Genomic DNA, 26,424 nt, shown 5'->3' on the forward strand with positions numbered 1-26,424 from the left:
GATTGTACGCTTCTGCCACGCGCTTTTCCCTCTGTCTGTCACTTCCAAGTCACGGTTCAAATCGCAGACGAATTCCGTCGGCACGCGAACGGCTTAGAGCGGTCTCGCACCGCGGCGCGAACCCCCATTCACGCTGGGCTCAGTGCGTCTCCTCACCGCTTTTGCCGCCATGGCTGGGAACCCCGGCCTCGTCGAGTTTGCGGTAGAGCGTCGAGCGGCCGATCTTGAGGCGGCGAGCCACTTCGGACATCTGGCCGCGATAGTGCGAGATCGCGAAACGGATGATCTCGTTCTCCATGTCTTCCAGCGGGCGGACATCCCCGGTCGCAGTGAGCATGGAGAGCGTTCCCACCAGGGGGAGCGGAGCGATTGGTATTTCGTTACCCGACACCAGGGAGGGCGTCGCCGCCGGCTCGAGCATCAGCGGGGCGGTCGGAATTTCTGTGGCGGGATGCGGCTGCGAGGCGAGCAGCGGGAAGTCGCCGAGAGCGAGCTGGTCTCCGTCGCTCATCACCACGGCGCGGTAGACCGCGTTCTCGAGCTGGCGGATGTTGCCGGGCCAGTCGAGCTGGGCAAGGTGGGCCACCGCCTCGCCGCTGATCCCGGTGATCGGGCGGTTCTCCTCGGCGGCGAAGCGCGCGATGAAATGCCTGAGCAGATGCGGGATATCCTCGCGCCGCGCGCGCAGCGAGGGGATCGTCAGCGGCAACACGTGCAGCCGATAGAACAGGTCTTCGCGGAAATGTCCCTGCTTGACCCGCTCCAGCAGCTTGCGATTGGTGGCCGAGATGATGCGGACGTCGACCTTGAGCGGCTTGCGGCCGCCGACCGATTCCACGGCGCCTTCCTGGAGCGCGCGCAGCAGCTTCACTTGCGCCGTCAGCGGCAGCTCGCTGACCTCGTCCAGAAACAGCGTGCCGCCATGAGCCTCGACGAACTTGCCGGTGTGCCGCTCGGTGGCGCCGGTGAAGGCGCCCTTCTCATGCCCGAACAGGATGGACTCGACGAGGTTGTCTGGAATCGCGCCGCAATTGACCGCGACGAACGGCTTGGCCTTGCGCTCGCCGCTGCCATGGATGGCGCGCGCGAACATCTCCTTGCCGACGCCGGACTCGCCCTCGATCAGCACGGGGATCGCGGAGTTTGCCGCCTTCTGGGCGGCACGCATCACGCCCGCCATCGCTTCGGAGCGGGTGATGATGTCGGAGAAGGTGAGCCGTCCTTCGCGGCTGTGACGGATGCGCTGCAATTCGCCCTTGAGCGCGGACGTGTTGAGCGCGTTGCGCAGCGAGACCTGGAGCCGCTCGACGCCGACCGGCTTGACGACGAAATCGGCCGCGCCCGCGCGCATCGCGGAGATCACGTTGTCGATGCCGCCATGGGCGGTCTGCACGATGACGGGGACGCTCAGGCCGGCTTCGCGGATCTTGGCCAATACGCCCATGCCGTCGAGGCCGGGCATCACGAGATCGAGGATGACGGCGTCGATGGCCGGTCCGTCGGGAGCGGTGAGGGCGGCGATTGCGGCGTCGCCGGAGTCCACGACGACCGTCTCATAGCCGCATTTCTGCACCATGTTCTCGACCAGCCGGCGGGCTACAGCGTCGTCGTCGGCGATCAAAATACTGGCAGCCATGGTGTTCCCCGCACGCTACTACTATCTGTCTCGAATCGGGGCACTCTGGCCGAAGCCGATTAACGCACGCTTAATCCTTGATGCCCCCGCCCGCCGCCGCGATTGTTGAACACAGGTTTCCCACACAATGAATTCGCGCTCCAAGTCTGCCTCGAACAAGCCCGCTCTTAAGAAGACCGCTCTCAAGAAGTCCGCTTCCAGCAAGCCCGCTCTCCGTAAGCCAAGCGCCAAACAATCCGTCGCCAAGGCAAGACCCTCCAAAGCTGCGAGCAAGACCGGCAAGCTTCCCGAGTGGAACCTGGCCGACCTCTACTCCGGGATCGACGCGCCGGAAGTGGCGCGCGATCTCGAAAAGATGGATGCCGACTGCGTCGCCTTCGAGACGGACTACAAGGGCAAGCTGGCGACAGGGACAGCAAACGAAGATGGCGGAAAATGGCTCGCCGAAGCGGTGCGACGCTATGAGGCGATCGACGATCTCGCCGGCCGTCTCGGCTCCTATGCCGGCCTCGTCCATGCCGGCGACAGCGTGGACCCTGCGATTTCAAAGTTTTACGGCGATGTGTCCGAACGGCTGACGGCGGCGTCCACGCATCTGTTGTTCTTCGCGCTCGAGCTCAACCGGATCGATGACGATATTTTGAATCGCGCGATGCAGGCCGCCGAGCTCGCGCACTACCGTCCCTGGATCGAGGATCTGCGCAAGGAGAAGCCGTACCAGCTCGACGACAAGCTCGAGCAGCTTTTCCTGGAGAAGGCGCAAACCGGCTATTCGGCCTTCAACCGGCTGTTCGACCAGACCATCTCCAGCCTGCGCTTCAAGCTCGGCACCAAGGAGCTCGCGATCGAGCCGACTCTCAACCTGTTGCAGGACCGCGACGGCTCCAAGCGCAAGAGCGCGGCGGAGGCGCTGGCGAAGACCTTCAAGGCCAATGAGCGCACCTTTGCGCTGATCACCAACACGCTCGCCAAGGACAAGGACATCTCCGACCGCTGGCGCGGCTTCAAGGACGTTGCCGATTCCCGCCATCTGAACAACCGCGTCGAGCGCGAGGTCGTCGACGCGCTGGTCGCCTCGGTGCGCGCAGCCTATCCGAAGCTGTCGCATCGCTATTACGCATTGAAGGCGAAATGGTTCGGCAAGAAGCGGCTGGCCTATTGGGACCGCAACGCGCCGCTGCCTTTTGCGGCGACTGACGTCATCGCCTGGCCGGAGGCGCGCAGCATGGTGCTGACGGCCTATCGCGGCTTCTCGCCCAAAATGGCCGATATCGCCGAGCGCTTCTTCACCGACCGCTGGATCGACGCGCCGGTGCGGCCGGGCAAGGTGCCGGGGGCGTTCTCGCATCCGACCACGCCATCGGCTCATCCTTACGTGCTGATGAACTACCAGGGCAAGCCGCGCGACGTGATGACCCTCGCGCATGAGCTCGGCCATGGCGTCCATCAGGTGCTCGCGGCAAAGAACGGTGCGCTGATGGCGCCGACGCCGCTGACGCTGGCGGAGACCGCGAGCGTGTTTGGCGAAATGCTCACCTTCAAGCGACTGCTGGCCCAGACCAAGAACGCAAAGCAGCGCCAGGCGCTGCTCGCCGGCAAGGTCGAGGACATGATCAACACCGTGGTTCGGCAGATCGCGTTCTATTCCTTCGAGCGCGCGGTCCACACCGAGCGCAAGAACGGCGAGCTCACCGCGACGCGGCTCGGCGAGATCTGGCTGTCGGTGCAGGGCGAGAGCCTCGGGCCGGCGATCGAGATCAAGGCGGGCTACGAGAACTACTGGATGTACATCCCGCACTTCATCCACTCGCCGTTCTACGTCTACGCCTACGCATTCGGCGACTGTCTCGTGAACTCGCTCTATGCGGTCTATGAGAACGCGGCCGAGGGTTTTGCCGAGCGCTATCTCGACATGCTCGCCGCCGGCGGCACCAAGCACTATTCCGAGCTGCTGCGCCCGTTCGGGCTCGATGCGAAGGACCCGAAGTTCTGGGACCGCGGGCTCAGCGTCATCGCGGGGATGATCGACGAACTCGAGGCGATGGGCTGAGGCGCGCGGCGCTTTTGGCGATGGGCGCGCGTAAAACATCTGTTGAACTAGGGCTTCGGCGATGTTATACATATGTATAACGTGCTGGAGCCCATGTCATGAAAATCGAGATCAAGAAGATTGGCAATTCGGACGGATTGCTACTGCCCCGCGAGCTCATGCAGCGCCTCGATCTCAAGCGGGGGCAGCAATTGCATGTCGTGGAATTGCCTGGCGGTGGTTTTCAATTGCTGCCCTACGATCCCGACTTCGAGCGGACGATGGAAATCGCCGACGAGGTGATGGACAAGTATCGCGACACGCTCGCCGCTCTCGCAAAATAAGTCGGCGACGCGCATGAGCGATCCTCAGGAGCCGCTCTGGGTGACCTACGAGCAGGCTGTCGCAATTCACGGCCGCCAACTCCGGCACTTCGGTGGTGCGCCGGGATTGCGCGACGAGGGCATGCTGCGCTCCGCGCTGGAGCGCCCGCTCAATAAACGGCGCTATGAACGGGCGCCGATGGACGAACTCGCTGCAGCCTATGCATTCGGCCTCGCGAAGAACCATGCATTCGTCGACGGAAACAAGCGCATCGCCTTCATGGTGATGATGGTCTTCCTTCATAAGAACGGCGTGGCCTTCAGTCCCGATCCTGCGGAGGCGACGACGATCATCCTCTCGCTCGCCGCCGGCGAAGTCAGCGAGCAGAGCCTGACGCGCTGGATTCGCGACAATTGGAATTCCAAATGACCCGATTTGCGGGAAAACCCCGCTTCGGTGCCGTTGCCCTGTCTAAATCTTTCAGGTATCCCAGCCCGAGAATTCGACGTTCGACTGGGGACAATCCATGGCTGATCATAGCGAAGTGGCGTACACCACTGCCGACGGCAACGACTACGTTGCCCACGAGCAGACCTATGAGGGTTTCATCAAACTGGTGAAATACGGCACGGCCTCGGTCGCGCTCATCGTGATCCTGATGGCGATCTTCCTCACCTGATCCGTCCGTTGCCGCACCGCCAGCGCTGTCGGTGCCCATAAAATTTGCATTCAAGCCGGTTCTAAAACCGGTATCCAACGTTGCGGGAGTAACGCTAAGTTCGCGTGCGCGCTTTGTCCCGCGTCGCCGGAGGGCCTATGAAGATCGCCGTTGCCAAGGAAATCGATCCGTCGGAGCCGCGCGTCGCCGCTTCGCCTGATACGGTGAAAAAATTCAAGGCGCTCGGCGCCGAGATCGCCGTCGAGCCGGGTGCCGGCATCAAGTCGGGCCTTCCGGATTCCGAATTCACCGCCGTGGGCGCCATCGTCAGCACAGACGCGCTCAAGGACGCCGACATCATCATCAAGGTGAAGCGTCCCGAGGCCTCCGAGCTTGCGCAGTACAAGCGCGGCGCCCTCGTCATCGCCATCATGGACCCTTACGGCAACGAGGCCGCGCTGAAGACGATCGCGGATGCGGGCGTCGCGGCCTTCGCGATGGAATTGATGCCGCGCATCACCCGCGCGCAGGTGATGGACGTGCTGTCCTCGCAGGCCAACCTCGCCGGCTACCGTGCCGTGATCGAGGGCGCCGAGGCCTTCGGCCGCGCCTTTCCGATGATGATGACCGCGGCCGGCACCGTGCCCGCCGCAAAGGTGTTCGTGATGGGCGTCGGCGTCGCCGGCCTCCAGGCGATCGCGACCGCCCGCCGTCTCGGCGCCGTGGTGACCGCGACCGACGTCCGACCCGCAACCAAGGAACAGGTCGAGTCGCTCGGCGCAAAGTTCCTCGCCGTCGAGGACGAGGAGTTCAAGAACGCACAGACCGCCGGCGGCTACGCCAAGGAAATGTCCAAAGAGTACCAGGCCAAGCAGGCCGCGCTCACTGCCGAGCACATCAAGAAGCAGGACATCGTCATCACCACCGCGCTGATTCCGGGCCGGCCGGCGCCGAAGCTCGTCAGTGCCGACATGGTGAGATCGATGAAGCCCGGCTCGGTGCTGGTCGATCTCGCCGTCGAGCGCGGCGGCAATGTCGAGGGCGCCAAGGCCGGCGAGGTCGTCGACCTCGATGGCATCAAGATCGTGGGCTACACCAACGTCGCCGGCCGCGTCGCAGCCTCGGCCTCCAGCCTCTATGCCCGCAATCTGTTCTCCTTCATCGAGACCATGGTCGACAAGAACGAGAAGAAGCTCGCCGTGAACTGGGACGACGAGCTCGTCAAGGCCACCGCGCTCACCAAGGACGGCGCCGTGATCCACCCGAACTTCCAGCCGAAGGCTTAAGGAGACCCGTTATGGAGCACGCTGCACAGGTCGTCGACCCCTTCATCTTCCGGCTGTCGATCTTCGTCCTCGCCGTCTTCGTCGGCTATTTCGTGGTGTGGTCGGTGACACCCGCGCTGCACACGCCGCTGATGAGCGTGACCAACGCGATCTCCTCGGTGATCGTGGTCGGTGCGCTGCTTGCCGGCGGCGTCGCCAATGTTTCGAGCGGCTCCGGCTGGGCGCGAGCCTTCGGCTTCGTCGCGCTGATCTTTGCCTGCATCAACATCTTCGGCGGCTTCCTTGTCACCCAGCGCATGCTGGCGATGTACAAGAAGAAGTCGAAGTGAGCGGCCACCTCGGGCTGATGGGATCAATGGGGACCTGAGATGAGCGCCAACCTCTCTGCATTTCTGTATCTCGTGGCGGGAGTGCTGTTCATCCTGTCGCTGCGTGGGCTATCCAGCCCGGCTTCGTCGCGCCAGGGCAATCTGTTCGGCATGATCGGCATGGCGATCGCGGTCGCCACCACGCTTGCCAACCATCCGCCGGCTGACGGTCTCGCGTGGGTGCTGGTGATCGTCGGCATCGCGATTGGCGCCGCGATCGGCGCGGTGATCGCGCGGCGCGTGCCCATGACGTCGATGCCGGAGCTCGTCGCGGCCTTCCACTCGCTGGTCGGCATGGCCGCGGTGCTGGTCGCCGCCGGCGCGTTCTATGCGCCCGAGGCGTTCGACATCGGCACGCCGGGCAATATTCACACCCAGAGCCTGGTCGAAATGTCGCTCGGTGTCGCCATCGGCGCTTTGACCTTCACCGGCTCGGTGATCGCCTTCCTCAAGCTTTCGGCACGGATGAGCGGCGCTCCGATCATCCTGCCGGCCCGCCACGTGATCAACATCGCGCTCGCGGTGGCGCTGGTCGCCTGCATCGTCGGTCTCGTCGTCACCGGCAGCCCCGTGTTCTTCTGGCTGAACGTCATCCTGGCGCTTCTGCTCGGCGTGCTCATGATCATCCCGATCGGGGGCGCCGACATGCCGGTCGTGATCTCGATGCTGAACTCCTATTCGGGGTGGGCCGCGGCCGGCATCGGCTTCACGCTCGGCAATTCCGCGCTGATCATTACCGGCGCGCTGGTCGGCTCCTCGGGCGCGATCCTGTCCTACATCATGTGCCACGCGATGAACCGGTCCTTCATCTCGGTCATCCTCGGCGGCTTCGGCGGCGAGACCGCTGCGGCCGGCGGCGGCACGGGCGAGCAGAAGCCGGCAAAGCTCGGCTCGGCCGACGATGCCGCCTTCATCATGAAGAACGCCTCCAAGGTCATCATCGTGCCCGGCTACGGCATGGCGGTGGCGCAGGCGCAGCACGCGCTGCGCGAGATGGCCGACATCCTGAAGAAGGAAGGCGTCGAGGTGAAATACGCCATTCACCCGGTCGCGGGCCGCATGCCCGGCCACATGAACGTGTTGCTCGCCGAGGCCAACGTGCCCTATGACGAGGTGTTCGAGCTCGAGGACATCAACTCCGAATTCGCGCAGGCCGACATCGCCTTCGTGATCGGCGCCAACGACGTCACCAACCCGGCGGCCGAAGAGGACAAGTCCTCGCCGATCTACGGCATGCCGGTGCTCCAGGTCTGGAAGGCCGGCACGGTGATGTTCATCAAGCGCTCGCTGGCCTCGGGTTACGCGGGCATCGATAATCCGCTGTTCTACCGGGACAACACCATGATGCTCCTCGGCGACGCCAAGAAGGTCACCGAGAACATCGTCAAGGCGATGTAGCGAGGGAGGGACCGTGGCCATCAACAAGGAATGGCACCGGTCCCATCGCATGCCGCCCAAGGCGACGCGCGAGCAGCGCATCGCCTGGCACGCTGCCCACAAGGCGGCGTGCGGCTGCCGCGACGTTCCGGCGAGTCTCCGGCCCGACGTCATGAAATTGCTGCGGAGCCGTCGCAAGCCCTAGTCTGGATCGGGGCCGGCCGCGCAATGATCACCATCGTCAAATGGACCGTCATCCTGCTCGTGGCCGTCTATCTTGCCGGTCTCGTCGTGCTGTATCTCCGCCAGCGCGAGATGCTGTTTCCGATCCCGCCCGTCGGTCGCACCGCACCCGATGCTGCGGGCCTTCCCGAGGCGGAAGAGCATGTCCTGACTACCTCGGACGGCGAGAAGGTCATCGTCTGGCACGTGCCGGCGAAACCCGGTCGTCCCGTGATCCTGTATTTTCCAGGCAATGGTGATTTTCTCGCCGGTCCTGTCGGCCGCTTCAAGGCGATGACCGCAGACGGTACCGGCCTCGTCGCGCTGTCCTATCGCGGCTATGCCGGCTCCAGCGGCGCGCCCAGCGAGGAGGGCCTGTTGCGCGATGCCGCGGCCGCCTACGCCTTCACGACCGCGCGCTACGCGGCGGAACGAATCGTCGCCTGGGGCTTTTCGCTCGGGACCGGCGTGGCGGTCGCGCTCGCCTCGGAGCAGCGCATTGGAAAGCTCATCCTGGAAGCCCCCTATACGTCGACGGCCGACATTGCAGCTTCGTCGTTCCGGTTCGTGCCGGTGCGCCTGCTGATGCGCGACCCGTTTCCCTCCGACGAGCGCATCTCGCGCGTCACGGTGCCGCTCCTGGTGATGCATGGCACCAATGACCTTGTCATTTCGATCGTCTTCGGAGAGCGTCTGTTCGCACTCGCCCGCGAGCCCAAGCGGTTCGTTCGCATGGAGGGCGGCGGGCACGACAATCTCGATCAATATGGCGCGATCGAAACGGCGAGAGGCTTCATTGGCGACTGACGGCTTGGCTCAACGTTACGTTCCCGCGCTCGCCGTCTCCTGCTTGACGTTTCTGCCGCAGAATGCGCTTGCCGCGACCGGGCTCGACGGCGCGGCGATGCGCTGGCCCCATGCGCTGCCCTTTGCCGGCTTGTTGCTGTCGATCGCACTGGGGCCGCTGCTGTTGCCGAAGATCTGGCATCACCATTACGGCAAGATCACAGCTGCCTGGTCGCTGCTGGCGCTCGCCGCGCTCGTCGTCTTCGCCGGCGGCATGGCGATGCTGGCGGCGCTGGTCCATGCCATCCTCGCCGAATATCTCGGCTTCATCGTGCTGCTGTTCGCGCTCTATGTCGTTGCCGGCGGCATTCTCATCACGGGCGACATCAAGGGCACGCCGGCGGCGAATGTCGGCATCCTCGCGCTCGGCACGTTGGGGGCGAGCATCGTCGGCACCACGGGTGCCGCGATGATCCTGATCCGCCCCTTGATCCGCGCCAATCGGCTGCGGCGCCACAACGCCCATGTCGTCATCTTCTTCATCATCCTGGTGGCCAATGTCGGCGGCGCGCTGAGCCCGCTCGGCGATCCCCCGCTCTTCGTCGGCTTCCTCCACGGTGTCGACTTCTTCTGGACCACGCGGACCATCTGGTTGCAGACCGCGCTGGTTGCCGGTCTGTTGCTCGCGATCTTCGCCGTCATCGACGTCTGGCGCTTTCGCAGCGAGCCGCCTCCGACTGACACAAGCCGTGGCGAGCCGTTGCGCATCCGCGGCCTCGTCAATCTGGTGCTGATCGCAGCCATCGTCGCCAGCCTGCTCGCCTCCGCGATGTGGAGGCCCGGCATCGCGTTCGATGTTCTCGGCACCAGGCTGGACCTGGAGGACCTCGTTCGCAATCTGGTGCTGCTGGCCATCGCGGCGCTGTCGGTATGGCTGACGCCCGACGAGCACAGGCAGGCCAACGGCTTCACCTGGGAGCCGATCCGCGAGGTCGCAAAGCTGTTCGCGGGCATCTTCGTCGCCATCATCCCGGTCATTGCCATGCTCAATGCCGGCCATCACGGCGCGTTCGCCTGGCTGCTGTCGGCCGTGACGGCGCCGGACGGCACCCCGCGCGAGGTCGCCTATTTCTGGTTCACCGGACTGATGTCGGCATTCCTCGACAATGCGCCGACTTATCTGTTGTTCTTCGAGCTCGCCGGCGGCGCCCCGCAGGTGCTGATGCATGAGCTCTCGGGCACGCTCGCCTCGATCTCGATGGGAGCCGTCTACATGGGAGCGCTCACCTATATCGGCAACGCGCCGAACTTCATGGTGAGCAGCATCGCCCGCGAGAACGGCATCGAGATGCCGAGCTTCTTCGGTTATCTCCTGCGCGCGGGCGCCGTGCTGATCCCGCTGTTCCTGTTGCTGACGTTCCTGCCGGTCGCGCCGATCCTGCACTGGCATTGAATCTGCCGGCCGATTTGCTACTGCTCGGCCGAGCTGCGATGAATTTCATCGCACCTCGGTTTTTCGATTGCGCATGATCATATCGGAAAACCGCAACACACTTTTCCGGATCATGCTGAGATTGGAGCCGGTGGATGAGCGCGCATGATCCGATGCCCCGGTCGGCCTGGGTCTTTCCGGCGCTGGCCGTGCTGTTGTTCGCGGCCGTCAGCGCGACGGGTTACGTGTTCACGCTGTCGTTTGGCGGACTGCTCTTCGCAATCGTCCTCCTGGTCATCCTGTTCGGCACGGTGTTCGCTGCGGTTCATCATGCCGAGGTGATCGCGGAGCGGGTCGGCGAACCCTATGGCACGCTGGTGCTGACGCTCTCGGTGACCATCATCGAGGTCGCGTTGATCACCACGATCATGCTGGGCGACAAGCCTGCCCCGGCACTGGCCCGCGACACCGTGTTCGCCGTGGTCATGATCGTCTGCAACGGCCTGGTCGGGCTCTGCATCTTCATCGGCGGCCTGCGCTATCGCGAGCAGGGCTTTCAGCTCTCCGGCGCCAACGTCTACCTCAGCGTCCTGTTCGCGCTCGCGACCATCACGCTGATCATGCCGAACTACACCACCACCACGCCGGGGCCGGTCTATTCCGCGGTCCAGCTCGGCTTCGTCGACGTGGTCACGCTGGCGCTCTATGCGGTGTTTCTCTACACCCAGACCGTCCTGCACAAGGATTACTTCGTGCACGAACGTGCCGACGGCGAGGGCGGGGCGGCGCACGTGTCTGCAGGGGCACTCGCGCTCACCGTGGTGCTGCTCCTGGTCTCGCTTCTGGCGGTCGTGCTGCTCGCCAAGAAATTCTCGCTGGTGGTCGATGCCGTGGGCGCCAGGATCGGCGCGCCACCGGCCTTCGCCGGCCTTCTGGTCGCGCTGCTGATCCTGATGCCCGAGGGCGTTGCGGCCGTCGCGGCGGCGCGCAGGAACGACCTCCAGAAGAGCATCAATCTCGCCCTCGGTTCTTCGCTGGCGACCATCGGCCTGACCATTCCTGCCGTCGGCGTCGCGACCTATGCGCTCGACAAGGAGCTCGAGCTCGGCCTCAGCGCCCAGGGCAGCGTCCTTTTGCTGCTGACCTTCTTCCTGAGCATGCTGACCTTCGGCACGGGCAGAACCAATGTCCTGTTCGGCCTGGTGCATATGGTGGTATTTGCCGTCTACGTGTTCATGGTTTTCGTGCCGTAGAAGGAGCTCCCGGTGCTTGCCGCCAAGTCCGACGTCCAGATCGACAACGAAGAGGTCCGGGTGACCGAATGGCGGCTTGCCCCCGGCAGCGCCACCGGCCATCACACCCATGGGATGGACTATGTGATCGTTCCGGTCGCCGCCGGCGAGATGACCATCGTGGCGCCCAATGGCGAACGGTCCAAGGCGCAGCTTTCCGCCGGTAAATCCTATTTCCGCAAGGCCGGCGTCCAGCATGACGTACTTAACGAAACCTCAACTGAGATCGTGTTCCTTGAAATTGAGCTGAAACGCTAGGGGCGCGCCACCCTTTGCCATCGATCCGTCGCAGTTGATCCCTCACAATGCCCTAAAGTTCCCGCATCAGGTCGCGCGGGGAGTGGTCGGAATGCTGAAATACCTCGCAAAAATTTCGATGGATATCTTCCCCTCGGTGCTCGCGACGATCATCGGGGCCTACATCGTCAATCATTACATCAACGCCAAGCCGGCCGCCGACACCCCAGCCGCCGTGACCGCGCCTGCCCAGACCGGCGCCGACGGCAAGCCGACCGATAGCGCCAACCTTCCCGCGCCTGGCGTCAAGGCCAAGGGCATTCCCGAGAAGAGCGTGACGGACAAGGCGGCAGCCGAGAAGCCGGCCGATCGGCCGCCGGCCGCCGAGACCAAGGCCGCAGACGTGGCTCCCGCTGACGCCGCCCCGCGCGGCCGACCCTCTACCCGCGACAAGGCCGCGGCGAAATCCGCACCGGCTGCCTCTGCTCCGGTGGTCGAGGCCAATTCAGCCCCGGCGGCGGCTTCCCCGGCTCCCGACGCCAACGATCTGGCACGTGCTGCGATCGAGCGCCTGCGCAAATCGCCCGAGGGCAAGGCTGCCGAGGCCAAATCGTCGGAAACCAGGCCTGCCGAGGCTCGCGCTTCGGAGACCAAGCCGGCCGAGCCTGCGGTGCGGGACGCTGCCCGCACGCCGGAGGCCCCGCGGGTCGTGAATGTGGAGCCGTCCCCGGTCCGTCCGCTGCCGCCGCCGATCAATGTCTCGACGCCTTCGCCCGAGGCCTATGGCAATGCGGGCTCCAATCCGCCCTACACGGCCTCGGTCGGCAACGACGATCCGAATCGGGTGACGCCGCCGGCCGACATTCCCGTGCCGGTGATCGCGCCCCCGCTCGACCTGCGTGCCGATGCGGGCGCCTCCATGCCGCGGCCGAAGAAGACCAATGTCGCCGACGAGATGCTGTCGGGCATGAAGTCGATGTTCAACGCCGTTCTGCCCAAGAGCGCTACGCCCGACTAGAACTACGCTCAGGCTACACCAAACGGTCAGCCGCCGACGCGGGCGAGACCGCTGCGGGCGGGTTCGTCGCGTGGACGAAGCGCGACCGCCCTGGTGTAGGACGCCGCCGCTTTTGCCTTGTCGCCCAGCCGCTCATAGGCCTGACCGCGCGCGGTCCAGACCTGGGCATTGTGCGGATCCGCCTCGGAGGCTTCATCGAGATCGGCTGCGGCCTCCTTGACCTTGCCGAGCGCGAGATAGCTGATGGCGCGGCCGAGCAGCGGCTCGGCCTTTTGCGGGTTGAGGCCGCTGGCGGCGCTGAAATCGGCGATCGCGAAGTCGTGCTGGTTGTTGCTCTGGTAGATCAGGGCGCGGCCATAGAGCGCCTGCGCATTATAGGGATCGAGGCCGACCGCGCGGTTGAACTCGTCGAGCGCTGCCGCGGTCTCGCCTGACTTCGCCAGGGACTGGGCCTTCGCGGTATGGGCCTGGGCTTCGGTGACGTTGCCGGCGCTTACCGCGCTCTCGGCCGGCGTGGCGGCCTTGGGCGCTTCCTGCGGCTTGTCCTTCTCCGGCATCAGCGATCCCAGATCGAACGAGCAGCCGCACAGCGCGATTCCCGTCAACGCCACCGCGAGCGGCGGCTGCCAGATCCGACGCCGTCGCGCAAAGCCGCGCTGAGGGAAAGGGGAGGCCATCTACGGTTCGCTCGCGCTAGAGCTTGATCCGACAAGTCCTCAAAACAATAACGCGGGCCTGGGGCCCGCGTCATCGAAAACTGAAGTCTTGCTGAATCGGATCAGCGCGGTCCGCGCGGACCTGCACCGGGGCCGCCACGACCGCCGCGATCGCCGCCCGGGCCGGCGCCGAACACCGGCTTCGGCTTCATCGGCAGCAGGCCTTCGCGCTGCAGCTTCTTGCGGGCGAGCTTGCGCGCACGGCGCACGGCTTCGGCCTTTTCGCGGGCCTTCTTCTCGGAGGGCTTCTCGTAATGACCGCGGAGCTTCATCTCGCGGAAAATTCCCTCGCGCTGCATCTTCTTCTTCAGCGCCTTGAGGGCTTGATCAACATTGTTATCGCGAACGAGAACCTGCACGCGGCATCCTCTTCAAGTGGATCGGATTTGAATTCTGGTAAGTCAAAGGGGATGGCGAAACGCGCAAGCCCTTAACCTTGAGCGCGCGGATGTATCAGACAAAACAGCAGATGTCCACCGGCCAAGCGGATTTTCGGGCCAAGTTCGGCCATTAAATGCGGCGAAAATACCTCCATGCGGCCCCGATTTGGGCGGTTTGGCGCCGAGGACGGGGCCGCGCCGGAGCTTTGTTCCGGAATCTTGCAATGAGGGGACCACAATGGACATCAAAAAATATGCTGCCGAAGCCATCGGCACCTTCTGGCTCACATTCGCGGGCTGCGGAAGCGCGGTGATTGCGGCCGGCTTCCCGCAGGTGGGAATCGGGCTGGTCGGCGTGTCCCTGGCCTTCGGATTGAGCGTCGTCACCATGGCCTATGCGATCGGCCACATCTCCGGCTGCCATCTCAACCCGGCCGTCACGGTCGGTCTTACCGCCGGTGGCCGTTTTCCGGCGGGGCGGGTCCTGCCTTACATCGTCGCCCAGGTGGCGGGGGCGATCATTGCCGCCTGGCTGCTCTATGTCATTGCCAGCGGGGCGCCCGGCTTCGACGTCGGCAAGGGCTTTGCCTCCAACGGCTATGACGCGCATTCGCCCGGCCAGTACAGCATGATCGTGTGCTTCCTCACCGAGGTGGTGATGACCATGATGTTCCTGTTCATCATCATGGGGGCCACCCATGGCCGCGCGCCGGCGGGTTTCGCACCGCTGGCGATCGGGCTCGCGCTGGTGATGATCCATCTCGTCAGCATTCCCGTCACCAACACCTCGGTGAACCCGGCGCGCAGCACCGGCCCGGCGCTGTTCGTCGGAGGCTGGGCGCTGTCGCAGCTCTGGCTGTTCTGGATCGCGCCGCTGATCGGCGGCGCGCTCGGCGGGGTGATCTATCGCTGGCTCAGCGAGGAGCCCACCGGCGTCGTTGCGGGCGTGAAGACGGCGTAATCGAAAAGCACCCGGCGGGATTGCAGCCTTTGCTGCGATCCCGTCACTCGTCCCGGGGCGGCCTGATTTCGGTGACGTGGCCCATCTTGCGGCCGGGGCGCGGCGTGCCCTTGCCGTAGATGTGCACGGTCGCGCCCGGCACGCTCAGCCACTTTTCGTAGTCCTTGATCTCGTCCCCGATCAGGTTGGTCATGGTGACGACGTCGCCGTGGCGCACCGGCTTGCCGAGCGGCCAGCCGGCGATGGCGCGGATGTGCTGCTCGAACTGCGAGATGGAGGCGCCGTCGAGCGTCCAGTGTCCGGAATTGTGCACGCGCGGCGCGATCTCGTTGACCAGCACCTTCGGCCCGGTGCCGTTGGCGAGCACGAACATCTCGACCGCGAGCACGCCGACATAGTCGAGCGCGGTTGCGATCTTGCCGGCGATGCTGCGCGCCTCCTCGGCGAGCGCATCCGGGATCGGCGCGGGTGCACGCGATATCTTCAGGATGTGGTCGCGGTGCTCGTTCTCGGTGACGTCGAAGCACTCGACCTCGCCGGTGGCGGAGCGCGCGGCGATCACGGAGATCTCGCGCTCGTAGGGCACGAAGGCCTCCAGGATCGCCGATTTGGTGGCGAGGCTGGTCCACACTTTCGCGATGTCGTCGCCCTCGCGGATGATGGCCTGGCCCTTGCCGTCATAGCCGAAGCGGCGGGTTTTCAGCACCGCCGGAAGGCCGATCCTGGCGATCGCCTCGCGCAGCGAGGAGACGGAGGTGACGTCGGCATAGGCGGCAGTGCCGATGCCGAGCTTCGTCACGAAATCCTTTTCGGCGAGCCGGTCCTGGGTGGTCTCGAGGATCTTGCGGTTGGGCAGCACCGGGCGGCGCGCGTCCAGCACCAGCGCGGCTGCCGCCGGCACGTTCTCGAATTCATAGGTGATGACGTCGACATCGTGCGCGAACAATTCGAGCGCCTCGACGTCGGCATATTCGGCGCAGGTCGCGTTCAGCACGACGTCGAAGGCCGGCGAATCCGGATCGGGCGAGAACACCTGGCAGCGCAGGCCGAGCCGCGCCGCGGCCATGGCCAGCATCCGGCCCAATTGTCCGCCGCCGAGGATTCCGATGGTGTCTCCGGGCTTCAGCTTCACGTGCCTGGTGTCCGTCACGCCTGGTCCTCCGGGCGCTCGGCGACCGCCTCCGTCTGCGCCTTGCGCCAGGCGGCGAGGCGATCCGACAGGGCCGGGTCCGACAACGCCAGCACGGCGGCCGCCAGCAGCGCGGCATTGATCGCGCCGGCCTTGCCGATGGCGAGGGTGCCGACCGGGATGCCCGCGGGCATCTGGACGATCGAATAGAGCGAATCGACGCCCTTGAGCGTCCTGGATTCGACGGGAACGCCGAACACCGGGAGTTCCGTCAGCGCTGCCGCCATGCCGGGCAGATGTGCCGCGCCACCGGCCCCGGCGATGATGACTTTGTAACCCGCGGCCTTGGCGCCCTTGGCGAAGGCGAACAACCGGTCGGGTGTGCGGTGGGCCGAGACGATGCGGCTGTCGGCAGCAATGCCGAGCGCGTCAAGCGTGTCGGCGGCGTGCCGCATCGTGTCCCAGTCCGACTGGCTTCCCATGATGATGGCGATTGGCGCGGTCATGAGGTCAATTGTGCCCAGAAAAACAGAAAGATAGGCCAGATTAATGTTTCCGGCCGGCGGCTCGCAAGGCGGTGGCAAGGAGAAGGGAATCCACTATCCTGTCTTGGTGAATCCCCGCAAGCCTTCATTGAGCAGGATGCCCATGAAGAAACCAAAAAGGGCGAGCTCTGCGAAGGCCGGAAAGGGCCGGACCATCAGCGCCGGCCGATCCAAAGCCGCTTCGAGCCGCGCGGCCAAACCGGCCTTGCGCGGAGCGCCTGCTGCCGACGACAGCAAGGCGGCCATTCGCGGCCTCAGGAGCAAGCTCAAGGCAGCCCTGCTGCGGATCTCGGAACTCGAGGCGGCCGCCGACACCGATTTCCTGCTCGATATCCCCAACCGGCGCGGTTTCGAGCGCGAGCTCGCGCGCGCCATCGCCTACATGAAGCGCTACCGCGCCAGCGGGGCGCTGATCGTGCTCGACGTCGATCGGCTGAAGCCGATCAATGATTCCTTCGGTCATGCCGCCGGCGATGAGGTGCTCAAGGCGATTGTCGCCACGCTGACGCGACAGGTCCGCGCCTCCGACGTGGTCGGCCGCCTCGGCGGCGATGAGTTCGCGCTGCTGCTCTGGAATCTCAGCGAGACCGATGCCAAGGCGAAGGCCGCCGCCCTGGAGCAGGCGATCGACGAATTGTCCTTCGTCTTTCGCGGCCAGCACGTGACCGCGGGCGCCTCGGCGGGCGTCGCCCTGCTCGGTCCGCAGTCCGCGGCAGCTCGCGCCCTGGAGGAAGCGGATGCCGCCATGTACGTGCGCAAGGCGCACCGCCGGCACGAGGCGGCGGATCAGGCTCCGCAGCGAGCGCTCGTCTAGAGGGTTGCAAGATCTTCCGGCACGTTGCCGAACTTGCGCAGCAGCGTCGCATCCCCGAACTCGCCGGTCATGGGATCGCCGCTGCGGCTGAATGCGACCGCGCCGATATGGCCGGCGCCGCGCGCCAGAATCTCTGCGCGTCGCAGCGCCGCCGTCGAGGACTGACACTCCTCTGCCGCGCCTGCGACGGGGGATCCGTCATCATCGATCAAAAAGGGCATTGCAACGTAATAGGTCACATCCGACATGGCGTTGCTCCGATGGAGCATGATCCGGAAAAGTGTGAAGCGGTTTTCCGACAAGATCATGCTTAAAACAAAGCGCGGTCTCTTCGCGCTTTGAAAATCAGGCGGCGCTGCTCTTGCTCCGCATCTTGCTGCGCGAAGTCTCCGGAATGCAGCCCGCGGAAATCGCCGCCTGCAATTCCTCCAGCTCGGCTTCCAGATATTCGTTGGCCATGATCAGCGCCTTGATGGTGCTGCGCAGATTGCCGTCGCACATCGCGATCGCCTGATCGCAGGCCTGCTCATAATGGCTGTTGTCGAGAAGGGCGGTCGCCGACATCTGCGTTGTCCTCGTGTGTTGTCTTGAGCGTTCTCTGAGGTGTTGGGGCGCCCGCGAATGTTCCTATTTTGTTCTTATTGAGTCAAGCGGATTCGGAAGCGGCGGGCGCCGCGCGAGACCGGCTCAGGCGATGATGTCGGGCGTAATCTGGTCTTCGATGAAAGCGATGCGGTCGCGCAACAACAGCTTGCGCTTTTTCAGGCGCTGTAACCGCAACAGGTCGGGGGCGGGCGATTGATGCAACGCATCGATCGCCGCATCGAGATCTCGGTGTTCCTGCTGCAACCGGGTGAGCTCGGCTTCGAGCTCACGCTCATCTTCATTGGTCATGTCTGCGGTGGCCGAAAACCGATAGGCGTGAGATCTGGGCTGTGGATGCCCTGTGGAAATTATCGTCCTTGCGCCGCGTGATCGCAAGCGATCTGCGATCCCGCATCGCCGATCTCCCGCAAGATATTTCTGCGAGGAGCTGCGGCGTGGCGCCGGCGCATTGATATCATGGATTTTTCCGGCGTGGTTCCCCTAGTCACGCTTCGTTACATATGAACTTTCAAAAATGACGCCGCGACGACGGTTACCCATCGACAGGACGAATCGGTGATGTAGACTTAGGCGTCCGGATCGAATCCTGAGGTTCAACCCTACCGAGGAGGTTTCGAATGACAATTCAGGCACATCTCGTTGAATTGGAACGGAAGCACAAACTTCTCGAAAACGAATTGCACGAAGCTCTCGTGCACCTTTCAACAGACGACCTGCAAATTGTTGAGTTGAAGCGCCGGAAGTTGATGGTCAAGGACCAGATCGAGCGTCTGAAGCAAGGCGACACGCTCCACTAGTAACCCCCGTGACAGTGTAGAGTTGATCACATCCTTCACGCAGGGATGAGAGCATTCGTGCTCATCCCTGCTGCAAGGTGTGCACCGTGCAACAGGTTTGCGCGGCGCTCACTCTTGTTTGGACGCGTGGTCTCGACACCAACACTTATCCGCTTCTCGAAGCGCTCTCGATGTCTGCGAGCTCGGCGACGTGATCGGCGATCGCGAGCGAGGACGTCAATCCCGGCGATTCGATGCCGAACAGATTGATCAGGCCTGCAACGCCGTGATCGCGCGGGCCCTGCATCAAGAAATCCTGCGTGGCCACGGCCGGGGGCACGATCTTCGGGCGGATGCCGGAATAGCTCGGCATCAGCGCGCCGTCAGGCAGCGTCGGCCAGTATTTGCGGATCGCGGGATAGAACCGCTCGGCGCGTGAGGGGTCGACCTCGTAATCGATCGTCTCGATCCATTCGACGTCAGGCCCGAAGCGCGCCTGTCCTGCCATGTCCAGCGTCAGGTGCACCCCCAATCCGCCGGGCTCGGGCACCGGATAGATCAGGCGCGAGAACGGCGCCTTGGCGTTGCAGCTGAAATAGTTTCCCTTGGCGAGATAGGCCGCTGGAATCCGGTCCAGCGGCATGCCGTCGATGCTGCGCGCCACATGCGTCGCCGACAGCCCCGCGGCGTTGACGAGGAGGCTGCATTGCAGCGTCATCGGTGCCTCGCCGCCGGCATCGATCTCGATGAATCCGGCCGCCGCCTTGGCACGGATCAGTGGAGTGTGAAACGCGAAAGCCGCGCCGGCGTCCTCGGCTTCGCCGCGCAGCGAGAGCATGTAGGCGTGGCTGTCGATGATGCCCGTCGACGGTGACAGCAGCGCGGCGTCGCAGGCGAGCGCAGGTTCCAGCGCGCGTGCGGCCTCCCCCGAGAGCAGCTGCATGTCGAGTACGCCGTTGGCCTCGGCATGGGCCTTGATCGATTGCAGCTTCTCGGTCTCTTTCGGGCTGGTCGCGACGATCAGCTTGCCGCAATTCTTGTGCGGGATGCCGCGCTCGTCGCAGTAGCGGTAGAGCGCGTGCTTGCCGGCCACGCACATGCGCGCCATCCAGCTCCCGGCGCGGTAGTAGATGCCGGCATGGATCACCTCGCTGTTGCGCGAGGAGGTGACGGTGCCGATCGCCTCGGCTTCCTCGAGCACGATCACCTCGCGCCCGGCCTGGGCGAGCTTTCGGGCCACCGCGAGACCGATCACGCCGGCTCCGATGACGACGCAGTCGACCCTATCCATGGTTGTGCAGGATACCAGTTGGAAGCACCGGTGGCGTATGGCCCGGGCAGGGGCGCGCAGGCGGGGCTTCCGTTAAGAAGGCGTTTATCATGTCAGGGCAATTGCCGTATTTCACGTGACATTATTCTGTTGTTCCCTCAGGCGTTTACCCGATCCAAACCCGCGAGGCCAGACAATCCGACGTTGAAATCGCGGGTGGCTGATGGCTGAGAAGAACTGGCACGTGGGCAGCACGCTTTCGATTGCTGTGCAGGCCCTCCTATGCCTGGCCGGCACGGGCGCGCCTGCGCGCGCCTTTGCGGCATCGGACAGCCTTGCCGTGGCGGGAGATCTCACCGGGCTTGATCCGGGCGTGATCTGGGAAGCCCTGATCGCCGGCATCGTGGTCTGCGCGTTCCTCGCCGCGATCGGGCTGTGGATCCATTCCTCATTGCGCCGGTCCAGGCGTTTGCAGCTGCGGCGCAACGCCTTCATCTCCTCCGCCATGAACAATCTCAACCAGGGCGTGGTGATGACGGATGCGCAGCGCCGCATCATCTTCTGCAACGACCGCTATCTCGAGATCTATGGCCTGACGCGGTCGGAAGTCCGGCCTGGCATGAATGGCCACGACCTTCTCGAGCTTCGTCGCAGGCGCGGGGTGCTGAATGCCGCCTCCGACGCCGAGTTCTACGACAAGGCATCGAGCGTCAACGGCCTGATCACGGAGCTGCCCGACGGACGGGCCATCCTGGTGAAATATTTCGTGCTGCCGAACGGTGGCTCGGTGGCGACCCATCTCGACGTCAGCGAGGAGCGCAGGCTGTCGCGGCAGCTCGCCTCCACCAAGCAGTTCCTGGAGACGGTGCTGGACCATGTGCCGGCCTGCGTGGCGGCCAAGAACATCGAGGACGGCTGCTACATCTTCGCCAACAGCGCCTATGAGAAGTTCTGGGGATTGTCGCGGGACTTCGCCGTCGGCAGGAATGCGCGGGAGCTGTTTGCATCGGCCTCGGCCGCGAGCATCGAGGCGGCCGACGAGGCGGCACTCAATTCGCCGGATGGCCAGTACCGCAACGAGTTCGACGTGGATCGTGCCGGCGCGCAGCGCACGGTCGCCTCGATCCGGATCGTGGTCCGCAACGAGAGCAATAAGCCCGAATTTCTGCTCATCGTGTTCGAGGACATCACTGACCGCCGCTCGCTGTCGGAGGAGCTGGAGAGCACCAAGAAGTTCCTCGAGCTCGTGGTCGACAACATCCCGGTTGCGCTGATCGTGGAGCAGGTCAAGGACGGCCGCTATCTTCTCGCCAACCGCAGCGCCGAGACGATCCTCAACCGCAGCCGCGAAGAAGCCACCGGCCTGACCGCGACCGACATCTTCAACGCCAAGGAAGCCAAGCTGATCGTCGCGCGCGACGAGGCCGCGATCAAGAAACGCGGGATGATCACCGAGGAGCATCCGATCTCGACCAAGGACGGCCTGCGGCTGTTCCTCACCCGCCGCGCCACCGTGCTCAGCGAGGCCGGCGAGCCGCAATATCTGATCAAGACCCACGAGGACGTCACCGACCGCCGGCAGACCGAGTCGCGCATGGCGCACATGGCCTATCACGACGGCCTCACCGATCTGCCGAACCGCGCCGCCTTCCTGCAGGCGCTGACCCAGATGATCGAGGCCTGCGAGGGCACCGGCGAGGAGTTCGCCGTGCTCTGCGTCGACCTCGACGGCCTCAAGGAGGTCAACGACGTCTTCGGCCATGCGCTCGGCGACAAGCTCCTGATCGAGGTCGCCCATCGGCTCCAGGATTCCGCGCGCGGCGGCGTGGTGGCGCGCCTGTCCGGGGACGAGTTCGGGCTGATCATCGACGGCAAGCAGCCCGAGGCCGGCCTCGCGCTGGCGCAGCAGATCGCTGAAGCCGTCGCGAAGGATTTTCAGATCGACGGCCGTCCGGTCCGCGCCGGCATCACCACGGGCATGTCGGTGTTCCCCCACAATGGCACCGATGGCGCCTCGCTGCTCGCCAATGCCGGTGCCACGCTGTTCCGCGCCAAGCAGAAGTCGCGCGGCACGATCAGCCTTTACCAGCCCGAGATGGACCAGCAGATTCGCGACCGCCGCGTGCTGCACCAGGACCTGTCCATGGCGGTCAAGAACGGCGAACTCGCACTCGCCTTCCAGCCGCAGGGGGCCGCGGGCCACAGCGTCGCCGAGAGCGAGATCATCGGCTTCGAGGCGCTGGCGCGCTGGCAGCATCCGGTGCGCGGCCAGGTTTCGCCGGCCGAGTTCATTCCCATCGCCGAGGAAAGCGGCCTCATCGTCGAGATGGGCGAGTGGATCCTGCGCGAGGCCTGCCGCGAGGCGGCGTCCTGGCCGAAGCCGCTGCAGGTCGCGGTCAATCTGTCCCCGGCGCAGTTCATGCACGGCGACGTGGTCGGCCTCGTCCATTCGATCCTGCTCGAGACGGGCCTTGCACCCGGCCGGCTCGAGCTCGAGATCACCGAGGGTGTTCTGATCGAGGATTTCGACCGCGGTCTCGCGCTGCTGCGCCGCCTGAAGGCGCTCGGCGTGCGCATCTCCATGGACGATTTCGGCAGCGGCTATTCCTCGCTGAGCTATCTCCAGGCGTTTCCGTTCGACAAGATCAAGATCGACCGCGCCTTCATCATCAATCTCGGCCGCAACCCGCAATCGGCGGCGATCGTGCGCGCCGTCATCGACCTCGGCCACGGCCTCGAAATGTCGATCATCGCCGAGGGCGTCGAGACGGTCGACCAGCTCGCCTTCCTCGCCAAGGAGGGCTGCGACGGCGTGCAGGGCTACCTGCTCGGCAAGCCCTTGCCGATCGGCAAATATGCCGGCCTCGTCGGCCGCGACGAAGCCATGGAGCTTGCGCTGAAGACCGGTTAGTGATGGGAGCGCTTCGCTCCCATTCGACGGCTTCATGGCGGATTACGATCTCGCGATCATCGGCGGCGGCCTGAACGGCGTCAGCCTCGCCCGCGATGCGGCGGGCCGCGGCCTGCGGGTAATCCTGTTCGAGCAGGGCGATCTCGGCGGCGCGTCGTCGTCGGCCACACCGCGGCTGATCCACGGCGATCTCTCAGTGCTGGAGCGCCGCGGCTTCTGGCGGGTGCGCCGGGCTCTGGCCGAGCGCCGGATCTGGCTCCGGATCGCGCCGCATCTGGTCCGGCCGATGCGTTTCGTGATTCCCGCGCATGTGGACGAGCGTCCACCCTGGTTGCTGCGGGCCGGCCTGTTTCTCTATGACGGCCTCGCCGGCAGGAGCGGCCTGCCCGCGTCGGCGACCCTCGACATCACCCATCACCCGGTCGGCAACGCGCTGAAGCGCCCGTTCGGCACGGCGTTCGAATATTCGGACTGCATCGTCGACGATTCGCGCCTTGTCGTGCTCACGGCGCTGGACGCCGCCGAGCGTGGTGCGGCGATCCGGACCGGCGCACGCTGCGTGCGTGCCGACCGAACCGACATCTGGCGGCTCGCCGTGGTCGATCGCGGCCACCGCCGCTCCATCACAGCCAGGGCGCTGGCCAATACCAGTGGCGGCTGGACCTCGATCGTCGCGGAGACGATCCTGCGCCAGCCACAGCCCGCCGTGACGGCGATGCAGATGAGCCAGATCATCGTGCCCAGGCTGTTCGATTCTGACAACGTCTACGTGTTCCAGAACAGCGACGGCCGCCTGATCTTCGCAAGCCCGTTCGAGCGCGCGTTCACGCTGATCGGCACGGTCGCGCATGATTTCACCGGCGACCCCGCCATCGTGGCGATGCGCGGTGCCGACGTCGATTATCTCTGCGAAGCGGCGAGCCGCTACTTTCGCGAGCGCATCGTCCCGACCGACGTGGTCCGGACGGTCTCCGGCGTCAATTTGAGGCCGGCGTCCGCGCGGCAACGCGAGGGTACGACCCTGTTCCATGCGCGTCGGCGCAAGGCGCCGCTGATCACGATGTTCGGCGGCGACGTCACCACCTCGCGCCGGCGCGCCGAGCGGGCGGTGACGAAGCTGACGCCGTTCTACCCGATGTCGCCGCCCTGGACCGCCGGCGCAGCGCTGCCCGGCGGAGATTTCGCCTGGGACCGTTTTGACACCGAGGTCGACCTCGCACGCGAGCGCTGGCGCTTTCTGTCGGAGCCGGAAGCCCAGCGCCTGGTTGCCGCCTATGGCTCGCGATTGTCGGCCATGCTCGGTGAAGCAAGGACACGCGAGGAGCTTGGCCCGGCCTTCGGCCCCGAACTGACCGGCGCCGAAGCGCGCTATCTCATGAGCCGTGAATGGGCGCGATTTCCGGATGATGTTCTGTGGCGCCGTTCCAAGCTCGGCCTGACCATGCCCGCCGCGGATCGTGACGCGCTGGCGGTGTTCATGGCGGGCGAGAGCGTTTCATCCCGAACCGGTTGAGCTAAACACGATCGGCCGCTAGCGTGCGGCGGAATCGGGGTTGGCAGGGACCATGGCGGAAGAATTGCCCGAAACGAACGTTGCGGCTGAACCGGCTGGCGGAGAATCATTTCCGGCCGCAGGCCAGCCGCTGCTGCGCATCGACGGCGTTGCCAAGACCTTCGGCACATTCCGCGCCGTCGACGGGGTGTCGCTCGATATCAACGCCGGCGAGTTCTTCGCGCTGCTCGGCCCGAGCGGCTGCGGCAAGACCACGCTCTTGCGCATGCTCGCGGGCTTCGAGGCGCCGGACGAGGGGCGCATCCTCCTCGGCGGCAAGGATATCGCGCAGGCGCTGCCGCATGAGCGGCCGATCAACATGATGTTCCAGAACTATGCGCTGTTCCCACATCTGTCGGTGCGCGACAACATCGCCTTCGGCCTGAAGCGCGCCGGCATGCCGGGTGCCGAGATCGCGACGCGCGTGGCGGAGATGGTCGCGCTGGTCAAGCTCGAAGGGTTGGAAAAGCGCAAGCCGGACCAGCTGTCCGGCGGTCAGCGCCAGCGCGTGGCGCTGGCCCGCGCCCTGGCGCGCCGCCCACAACTGCTGCTGCTCGACGAGCCGCTCGCGGCCCTCGACAAGAAGCTGCGCGAGAGCACGCAAGCCGAGCTGATGGAGCTGCAGCGGCGGCTCGGCATGACCTTCATCATCGTCACCCACGACCAGGAGGAGGCGATGACGATGGCGAGCCGGATCGGTGTGATGAAATCAGGCAAGCTCGCCCAGGTCGCGAGCCCCCGCGAGCTCTACGAGGCGCCGCGTTCGCGCTGGATCGCCGAGTTCGTCGGCGACATCAATCTGTTCGACGGCGAGTCCAAGTTGCGCGACGGTCGTCGTCTGGTCATCGGCACGCGTGATGCGGGGGCGCTGGTGGTGGCCGAGCCGCGCGAAGCCGTCGGCACCGGAAAACTGGCGGTCGCGATCCGTCCCGAGAAGGTCAAGCTGTCGCGCCGCGCCCCGGTCAGCGAGGCCGGTCGTGAGACGGCGATCAACACTCTCGACGGCGTGATCGCCGACATCTGCTATCTCGGCGGCACCACCACCTACAAGGTGAAGCTCGACACTGGCGGAATGTTGCAGGCGTCGGTCGCCAACAGCGCGCGGCTCGACGTCGACGCCTACAGCCTGAACCAGCATGTCGTCGCCTGGTTCACGCCTGATGATTGCGTGGTGCTGCAATCATGAGCTCGCGCCGCATCTTCGCAAGGCCGGCGCGCTTCGCCGCGATCGCGCCCTATGTCTGGATGGTGCTGTTCTTCCTGGTGCCGTTCGCCTTCGTGCTCAAGATCAGCCTGTCGCAGACCGCGATCGCGCAGCCGCCTTACGCGCCGGTGTTCGACGTGACGGCGGGATGGGACGCTCTCAAGGCGGCGTTCGCAGCGCTCTCGGTCGACAATTTCAAGCTGCTTGGCTCCGACGACATCTACGTCTTCGCCTATGTGCGCAGCCTCACCGTCGCCATCACCGCCACCGCGCTGCTGCTCCTGATCGGCTATCCGATCGCCTACGGCATGGCGCGGCTGCCGAAACGCCGGCAGGCGGTGGCGATGGTGCTGGTGATCGTGCCGTTCTGGACCTCGTTCCTGATCCGCATCTACGCCTGGATCAACATCCTCCAGCACGACGGCCTGCTGAACCAGGTCCTGCTCGCGCTGCATCTGGTCAGCCGGCCCGTGGTGTGGCTCTCCACCGACACTGCGATGTATATCGGCATCGTCTATTCCTATCTGCCGTTCATGATCCTGCCGCTCTATGCCACGCTCGCCAAGATGGAGCCGGCGCTGGAGGAGGCGGCCTCCGATCTCGGCGCGCCGCCCTGGCAGGTGTTCTGGCTCGTCACCTTCCCGCTGTCGCTGCCCGGCGTCGGTGCCGGCGTGCTCTTGTGCTTCATCCCGATCGTCGGCGAGTTCGTGATTCCCGATCTTCTGGCCGGATCCAATTCGCTGATGATCGGCCAAACCCTGTGGCTCGAATTCTTCACCAACAAGGACTGGCCGGTCGCCTCCGCTGCTGCGATCGTGCTGCTGGTCGTGCTGCTGCTGCCGCTTTTGCTGTACGAGCGGCTGCAGAAGCGGCAGCTGGAACAGGGGCGTTGAGA

The 26,424-nt window shown here is 65.0% G+C and carries 29 protein-coding genes; 20 read left to right on the forward strand and 9 right to left on the reverse strand.

Annotated features, from left to right (window positions below; translation table 11 throughout):
- Nucleotides 1-139: 139 nt before the first annotated feature.
- A complete protein-coding gene (locus ACNJYA_RS06940) occupies nt 140-1,636 on the reverse strand; it encodes a sigma-54-dependent transcriptional regulator (RefSeq protein ID WP_172784755.1) in 1,497 nt (498 codons plus the stop codon).
- A gap of 127 nt (nt 1,637-1,763) precedes the next feature.
- Between ACNJYA_RS06940 and ACNJYA_RS06945 the strand changes: the two genes are divergently transcribed.
- The 13 genes from ACNJYA_RS06945 to ACNJYA_RS07005 all read left to right on the forward strand — a co-directional run bounded on the left by ACNJYA_RS06945 (nt 1,764) and on the right by ACNJYA_RS07005 (nt 12,665).
- Nucleotides 1,764-3,686, forward strand: coding sequence for a M3 family oligoendopeptidase (locus ACNJYA_RS06945; RefSeq protein WP_439365753.1), 1,923 nt, complete (start codon nt 1,764-1,766; stop codon nt 3,684-3,686).
- A 98-nt stretch (nt 3,687-3,784) separates the two neighbouring features.
- A complete protein-coding gene (locus tag ACNJYA_RS06950) occupies nt 3,785-4,009 on the forward strand; it encodes an AbrB family transcriptional regulator (protein ID WP_124162834.1) in 225 nt (74 codons plus the stop codon).
- Between the two features lie 13 nt (nt 4,010-4,022).
- A complete protein-coding gene (locus ACNJYA_RS06955; protein ID WP_439365754.1) occupies nt 4,023-4,418 on the forward strand; it encodes a type II toxin-antitoxin system death-on-curing family toxin in 396 nt (131 codons plus the stop codon).
- 97 nt (nt 4,419-4,515) lie between these two features.
- The gene (locus ACNJYA_RS06960) at nt 4,516-4,668 is read left to right on the forward strand and encodes an aa3-type cytochrome c oxidase subunit IV (RefSeq protein WP_008136857.1); all 153 of its coding nucleotides are present in this window, start codon (nt 4,516-4,518) and stop codon (nt 4,666-4,668) included.
- 137 nt (nt 4,669-4,805) lie between these two features.
- The gene (locus ACNJYA_RS06965; protein ID WP_439365755.1) at nt 4,806-5,933 is read left to right on the forward strand and encodes a Re/Si-specific NAD(P)(+) transhydrogenase subunit alpha; all 1,128 of its coding nucleotides are present in this window, start codon (nt 4,806-4,808) and stop codon (nt 5,931-5,933) included.
- An 11-nt stretch (nt 5,934-5,944) separates the two neighbouring features.
- Nucleotides 5,945-6,262, forward strand: a complete 318-nt coding sequence (locus tag ACNJYA_RS06970) for a proton-translocating transhydrogenase family protein (RefSeq protein WP_014492434.1) — start codon at nt 5,945-5,947, stop codon at nt 6,260-6,262.
- Between the two features lie 39 nt (nt 6,263-6,301).
- Nucleotides 6,302-7,699, forward strand: a complete 1,398-nt coding sequence (locus ACNJYA_RS06975; protein WP_172784751.1) for an NAD(P)(+) transhydrogenase (Re/Si-specific) subunit beta — start codon at nt 6,302-6,304, stop codon at nt 7,697-7,699.
- A gap of 13 nt (nt 7,700-7,712) precedes the next feature.
- Complete coding sequence (locus ACNJYA_RS06980; RefSeq protein ID WP_271503798.1) at nt 7,713-7,883, forward strand: hypothetical protein; 171 nt, start codon at nt 7,713-7,715, stop codon at nt 7,881-7,883.
- Between the two features lie 26 nt (nt 7,884-7,909).
- Nucleotides 7,910-8,707, forward strand: a complete 798-nt coding sequence (locus ACNJYA_RS06985) for an alpha/beta hydrolase (RefSeq protein WP_260383616.1) — start codon at nt 7,910-7,912, stop codon at nt 8,705-8,707.
- Nucleotides 8,667-10,139, forward strand: coding sequence for a sodium:proton antiporter (locus tag ACNJYA_RS06990; protein WP_439365756.1), 1,473 nt, complete (start codon nt 8,667-8,669; stop codon nt 10,137-10,139). Before ACNJYA_RS06985 ends, ACNJYA_RS06990 begins: the two co-directional genes overlap by 41 nt.
- A gap of 134 nt (nt 10,140-10,273) precedes the next feature.
- Nucleotides 10,274-11,371, forward strand: coding sequence for a calcium:proton antiporter (locus ACNJYA_RS06995; protein ID WP_172784750.1), 1,098 nt, complete (start codon nt 10,274-10,276; stop codon nt 11,369-11,371).
- Nucleotides 11,372-11,383: 12 nt separating this feature from the next.
- Nucleotides 11,384-11,668, forward strand: a complete 285-nt coding sequence (locus tag ACNJYA_RS07000; protein WP_172784749.1) for a cupin domain-containing protein — start codon at nt 11,384-11,386, stop codon at nt 11,666-11,668.
- A gap of 91 nt (nt 11,669-11,759) precedes the next feature.
- Nucleotides 11,760-12,665, forward strand: a complete 906-nt coding sequence (locus ACNJYA_RS07005) for a hypothetical protein (protein ID WP_439365757.1) — start codon at nt 11,760-11,762, stop codon at nt 12,663-12,665.
- A 26-nt stretch (nt 12,666-12,691) separates the two neighbouring features.
- On the opposite strand, the gene ACNJYA_RS07010 is transcribed toward ACNJYA_RS07005, so the two are convergent.
- Together ACNJYA_RS07010 and rpsU are read right to left on the reverse strand one after the other, a co-directional pair.
- Nucleotides 12,692-13,342 (reverse strand): tetratricopeptide repeat protein, encoded by a 651-nt coding sequence (locus ACNJYA_RS07010; protein ID WP_439365758.1) that lies wholly within the window; start codon nt 13,340-13,342, stop codon nt 12,692-12,694.
- Nucleotides 13,343-13,443: 101 nt separating this feature from the next.
- Nucleotides 13,444-13,740 (reverse strand): 30S ribosomal protein S21, encoded by a 297-nt coding sequence (rpsU, locus tag ACNJYA_RS07015; RefSeq protein ID WP_008546194.1) that lies wholly within the window; start codon nt 13,738-13,740, stop codon nt 13,444-13,446.
- Nucleotides 13,741-13,999: 259 nt separating this feature from the next.
- On the opposite strand from rpsU, the gene aqpZ reads away from it, so the two are divergent.
- Entirely contained in the window at nt 14,000-14,722 is a 723-nt protein-coding gene (aqpZ, locus tag ACNJYA_RS07020) for an aquaporin Z (protein ID WP_439365759.1), read from the forward strand.
- A gap of 43 nt (nt 14,723-14,765) precedes the next feature.
- On the opposite strand, the gene ACNJYA_RS07025 is transcribed toward aqpZ, so the two are convergent.
- Both ACNJYA_RS07025 and purE read right to left on the reverse strand, forming a co-directional pair.
- Nucleotides 14,766-15,872 (reverse strand): 5-(carboxyamino)imidazole ribonucleotide synthase, encoded by a 1,107-nt coding sequence (locus ACNJYA_RS07025; protein WP_439365760.1) that lies wholly within the window; start codon nt 15,870-15,872, stop codon nt 14,766-14,768.
- Nucleotides 15,869-16,357: a 5-(carboxyamino)imidazole ribonucleotide mutase gene (gene purE / locus ACNJYA_RS07030; protein WP_172784744.1), complete on the reverse strand. Its 489-nt coding sequence runs from the start codon at nt 16,355-16,357 to the stop codon at nt 15,869-15,871. The genes ACNJYA_RS07025 and purE overlap by 4 nt, the downstream gene beginning before the upstream one ends.
- A 142-nt stretch (nt 16,358-16,499) precedes the next feature.
- On the opposite strand from purE, the gene ACNJYA_RS07035 reads away from it, so the two are divergent.
- Nucleotides 16,500-17,210: a GGDEF domain-containing protein gene (locus tag ACNJYA_RS07035; protein ID WP_212254285.1), complete on the forward strand. Its 711-nt coding sequence runs from the start codon at nt 16,500-16,502 to the stop codon at nt 17,208-17,210.
- Here ACNJYA_RS07035 and ACNJYA_RS07040 read toward each other — a convergent pair.
- From ACNJYA_RS07040 to ACNJYA_RS07050, 3 genes are all read right to left on the reverse strand, one after another.
- Nucleotides 17,207-17,458 carry a hypothetical protein gene (locus tag ACNJYA_RS07040; RefSeq protein WP_172784742.1) on the reverse strand — a complete coding sequence of 84 codons (252 nt, stop codon included), beginning with the start codon at nt 17,456-17,458 and terminating at the stop codon, nt 17,207-17,209. The two genes, ACNJYA_RS07035 and ACNJYA_RS07040, sit on opposite strands and share 4 nt — an antisense overlap.
- 97 nt (nt 17,459-17,555) lie before the next feature.
- Entirely contained in the window at nt 17,556-17,774 is a 219-nt protein-coding gene (locus ACNJYA_RS07045) for a hypothetical protein (RefSeq protein ID WP_007596256.1), read from the reverse strand.
- Nucleotides 17,775-17,897: 123 nt separating this feature from the next.
- Nucleotides 17,898-18,104, reverse strand: a complete 207-nt coding sequence (locus ACNJYA_RS07050) for a YdcH family protein (RefSeq protein WP_008546179.1) — start codon at nt 18,102-18,104, stop codon at nt 17,898-17,900.
- A gap of 329 nt (nt 18,105-18,433) precedes the next feature.
- Here ACNJYA_RS07050 and ACNJYA_RS07055 point away from each other — a divergent pair, with 329 nt between their 5' ends.
- Nucleotides 18,434-18,613, forward strand: coding sequence for a YdcH family protein (locus tag ACNJYA_RS07055; RefSeq protein ID WP_025034152.1), 180 nt, complete (start codon nt 18,434-18,436; stop codon nt 18,611-18,613).
- 145 nt (nt 18,614-18,758) lie between these two features.
- On the opposite strand, the gene ACNJYA_RS07060 is transcribed toward ACNJYA_RS07055, so the two are convergent.
- Nucleotides 18,759-19,883, reverse strand: a complete 1,125-nt coding sequence (locus ACNJYA_RS07060; protein WP_439365761.1) for an NAD(P)/FAD-dependent oxidoreductase — start codon at nt 19,881-19,883, stop codon at nt 18,759-18,761.
- 202 nt (nt 19,884-20,085) lie between these two features.
- Here ACNJYA_RS07060 and ACNJYA_RS07065 point away from each other — a divergent pair, with 202 nt between their 5' ends.
- From ACNJYA_RS07065 to ACNJYA_RS07080, 4 genes are read left to right on the forward strand one after another with little or no spacing between them, the layout of a single operon-like run.
- Complete coding sequence (locus ACNJYA_RS07065; protein WP_439365762.1) at nt 20,086-22,773, forward strand: EAL domain-containing protein; 2,688 nt, start codon at nt 20,086-20,088, stop codon at nt 22,771-22,773.
- 34 nt (nt 22,774-22,807) lie between these two features.
- Nucleotides 22,808-24,286, forward strand: a complete 1,479-nt coding sequence (locus ACNJYA_RS07070; RefSeq protein ID WP_439402288.1) for a glycerol-3-phosphate dehydrogenase — start codon at nt 22,808-22,810, stop codon at nt 24,284-24,286.
- A gap of 52 nt (nt 24,287-24,338) precedes the next feature.
- On the forward strand, nt 24,339-25,511 hold the full coding sequence (locus tag ACNJYA_RS07075) for an ABC transporter ATP-binding protein (protein ID WP_439402289.1): 1,173 nt from the start codon (nt 24,339-24,341) through the stop codon (nt 25,509-25,511).
- On the forward strand, nt 25,508-26,422 hold the full coding sequence (locus ACNJYA_RS07080) for an ABC transporter permease (RefSeq protein WP_439402290.1): 915 nt from the start codon (nt 25,508-25,510) through the stop codon (nt 26,420-26,422). The genes ACNJYA_RS07075 and ACNJYA_RS07080 overlap by 4 nt, the downstream gene beginning before the upstream one ends.
- The last annotated feature ends 2 nt before the right edge of the window (nt 26,423-26,424 follow it).

The sequence above is a fragment of the Bradyrhizobium sp. BLXBL-01 genome (genome assembly GCF_051853025.1).
Taxonomy (GTDB): domain Bacteria; phylum Pseudomonadota; class Alphaproteobacteria; order Rhizobiales; family Xanthobacteraceae; genus Bradyrhizobium.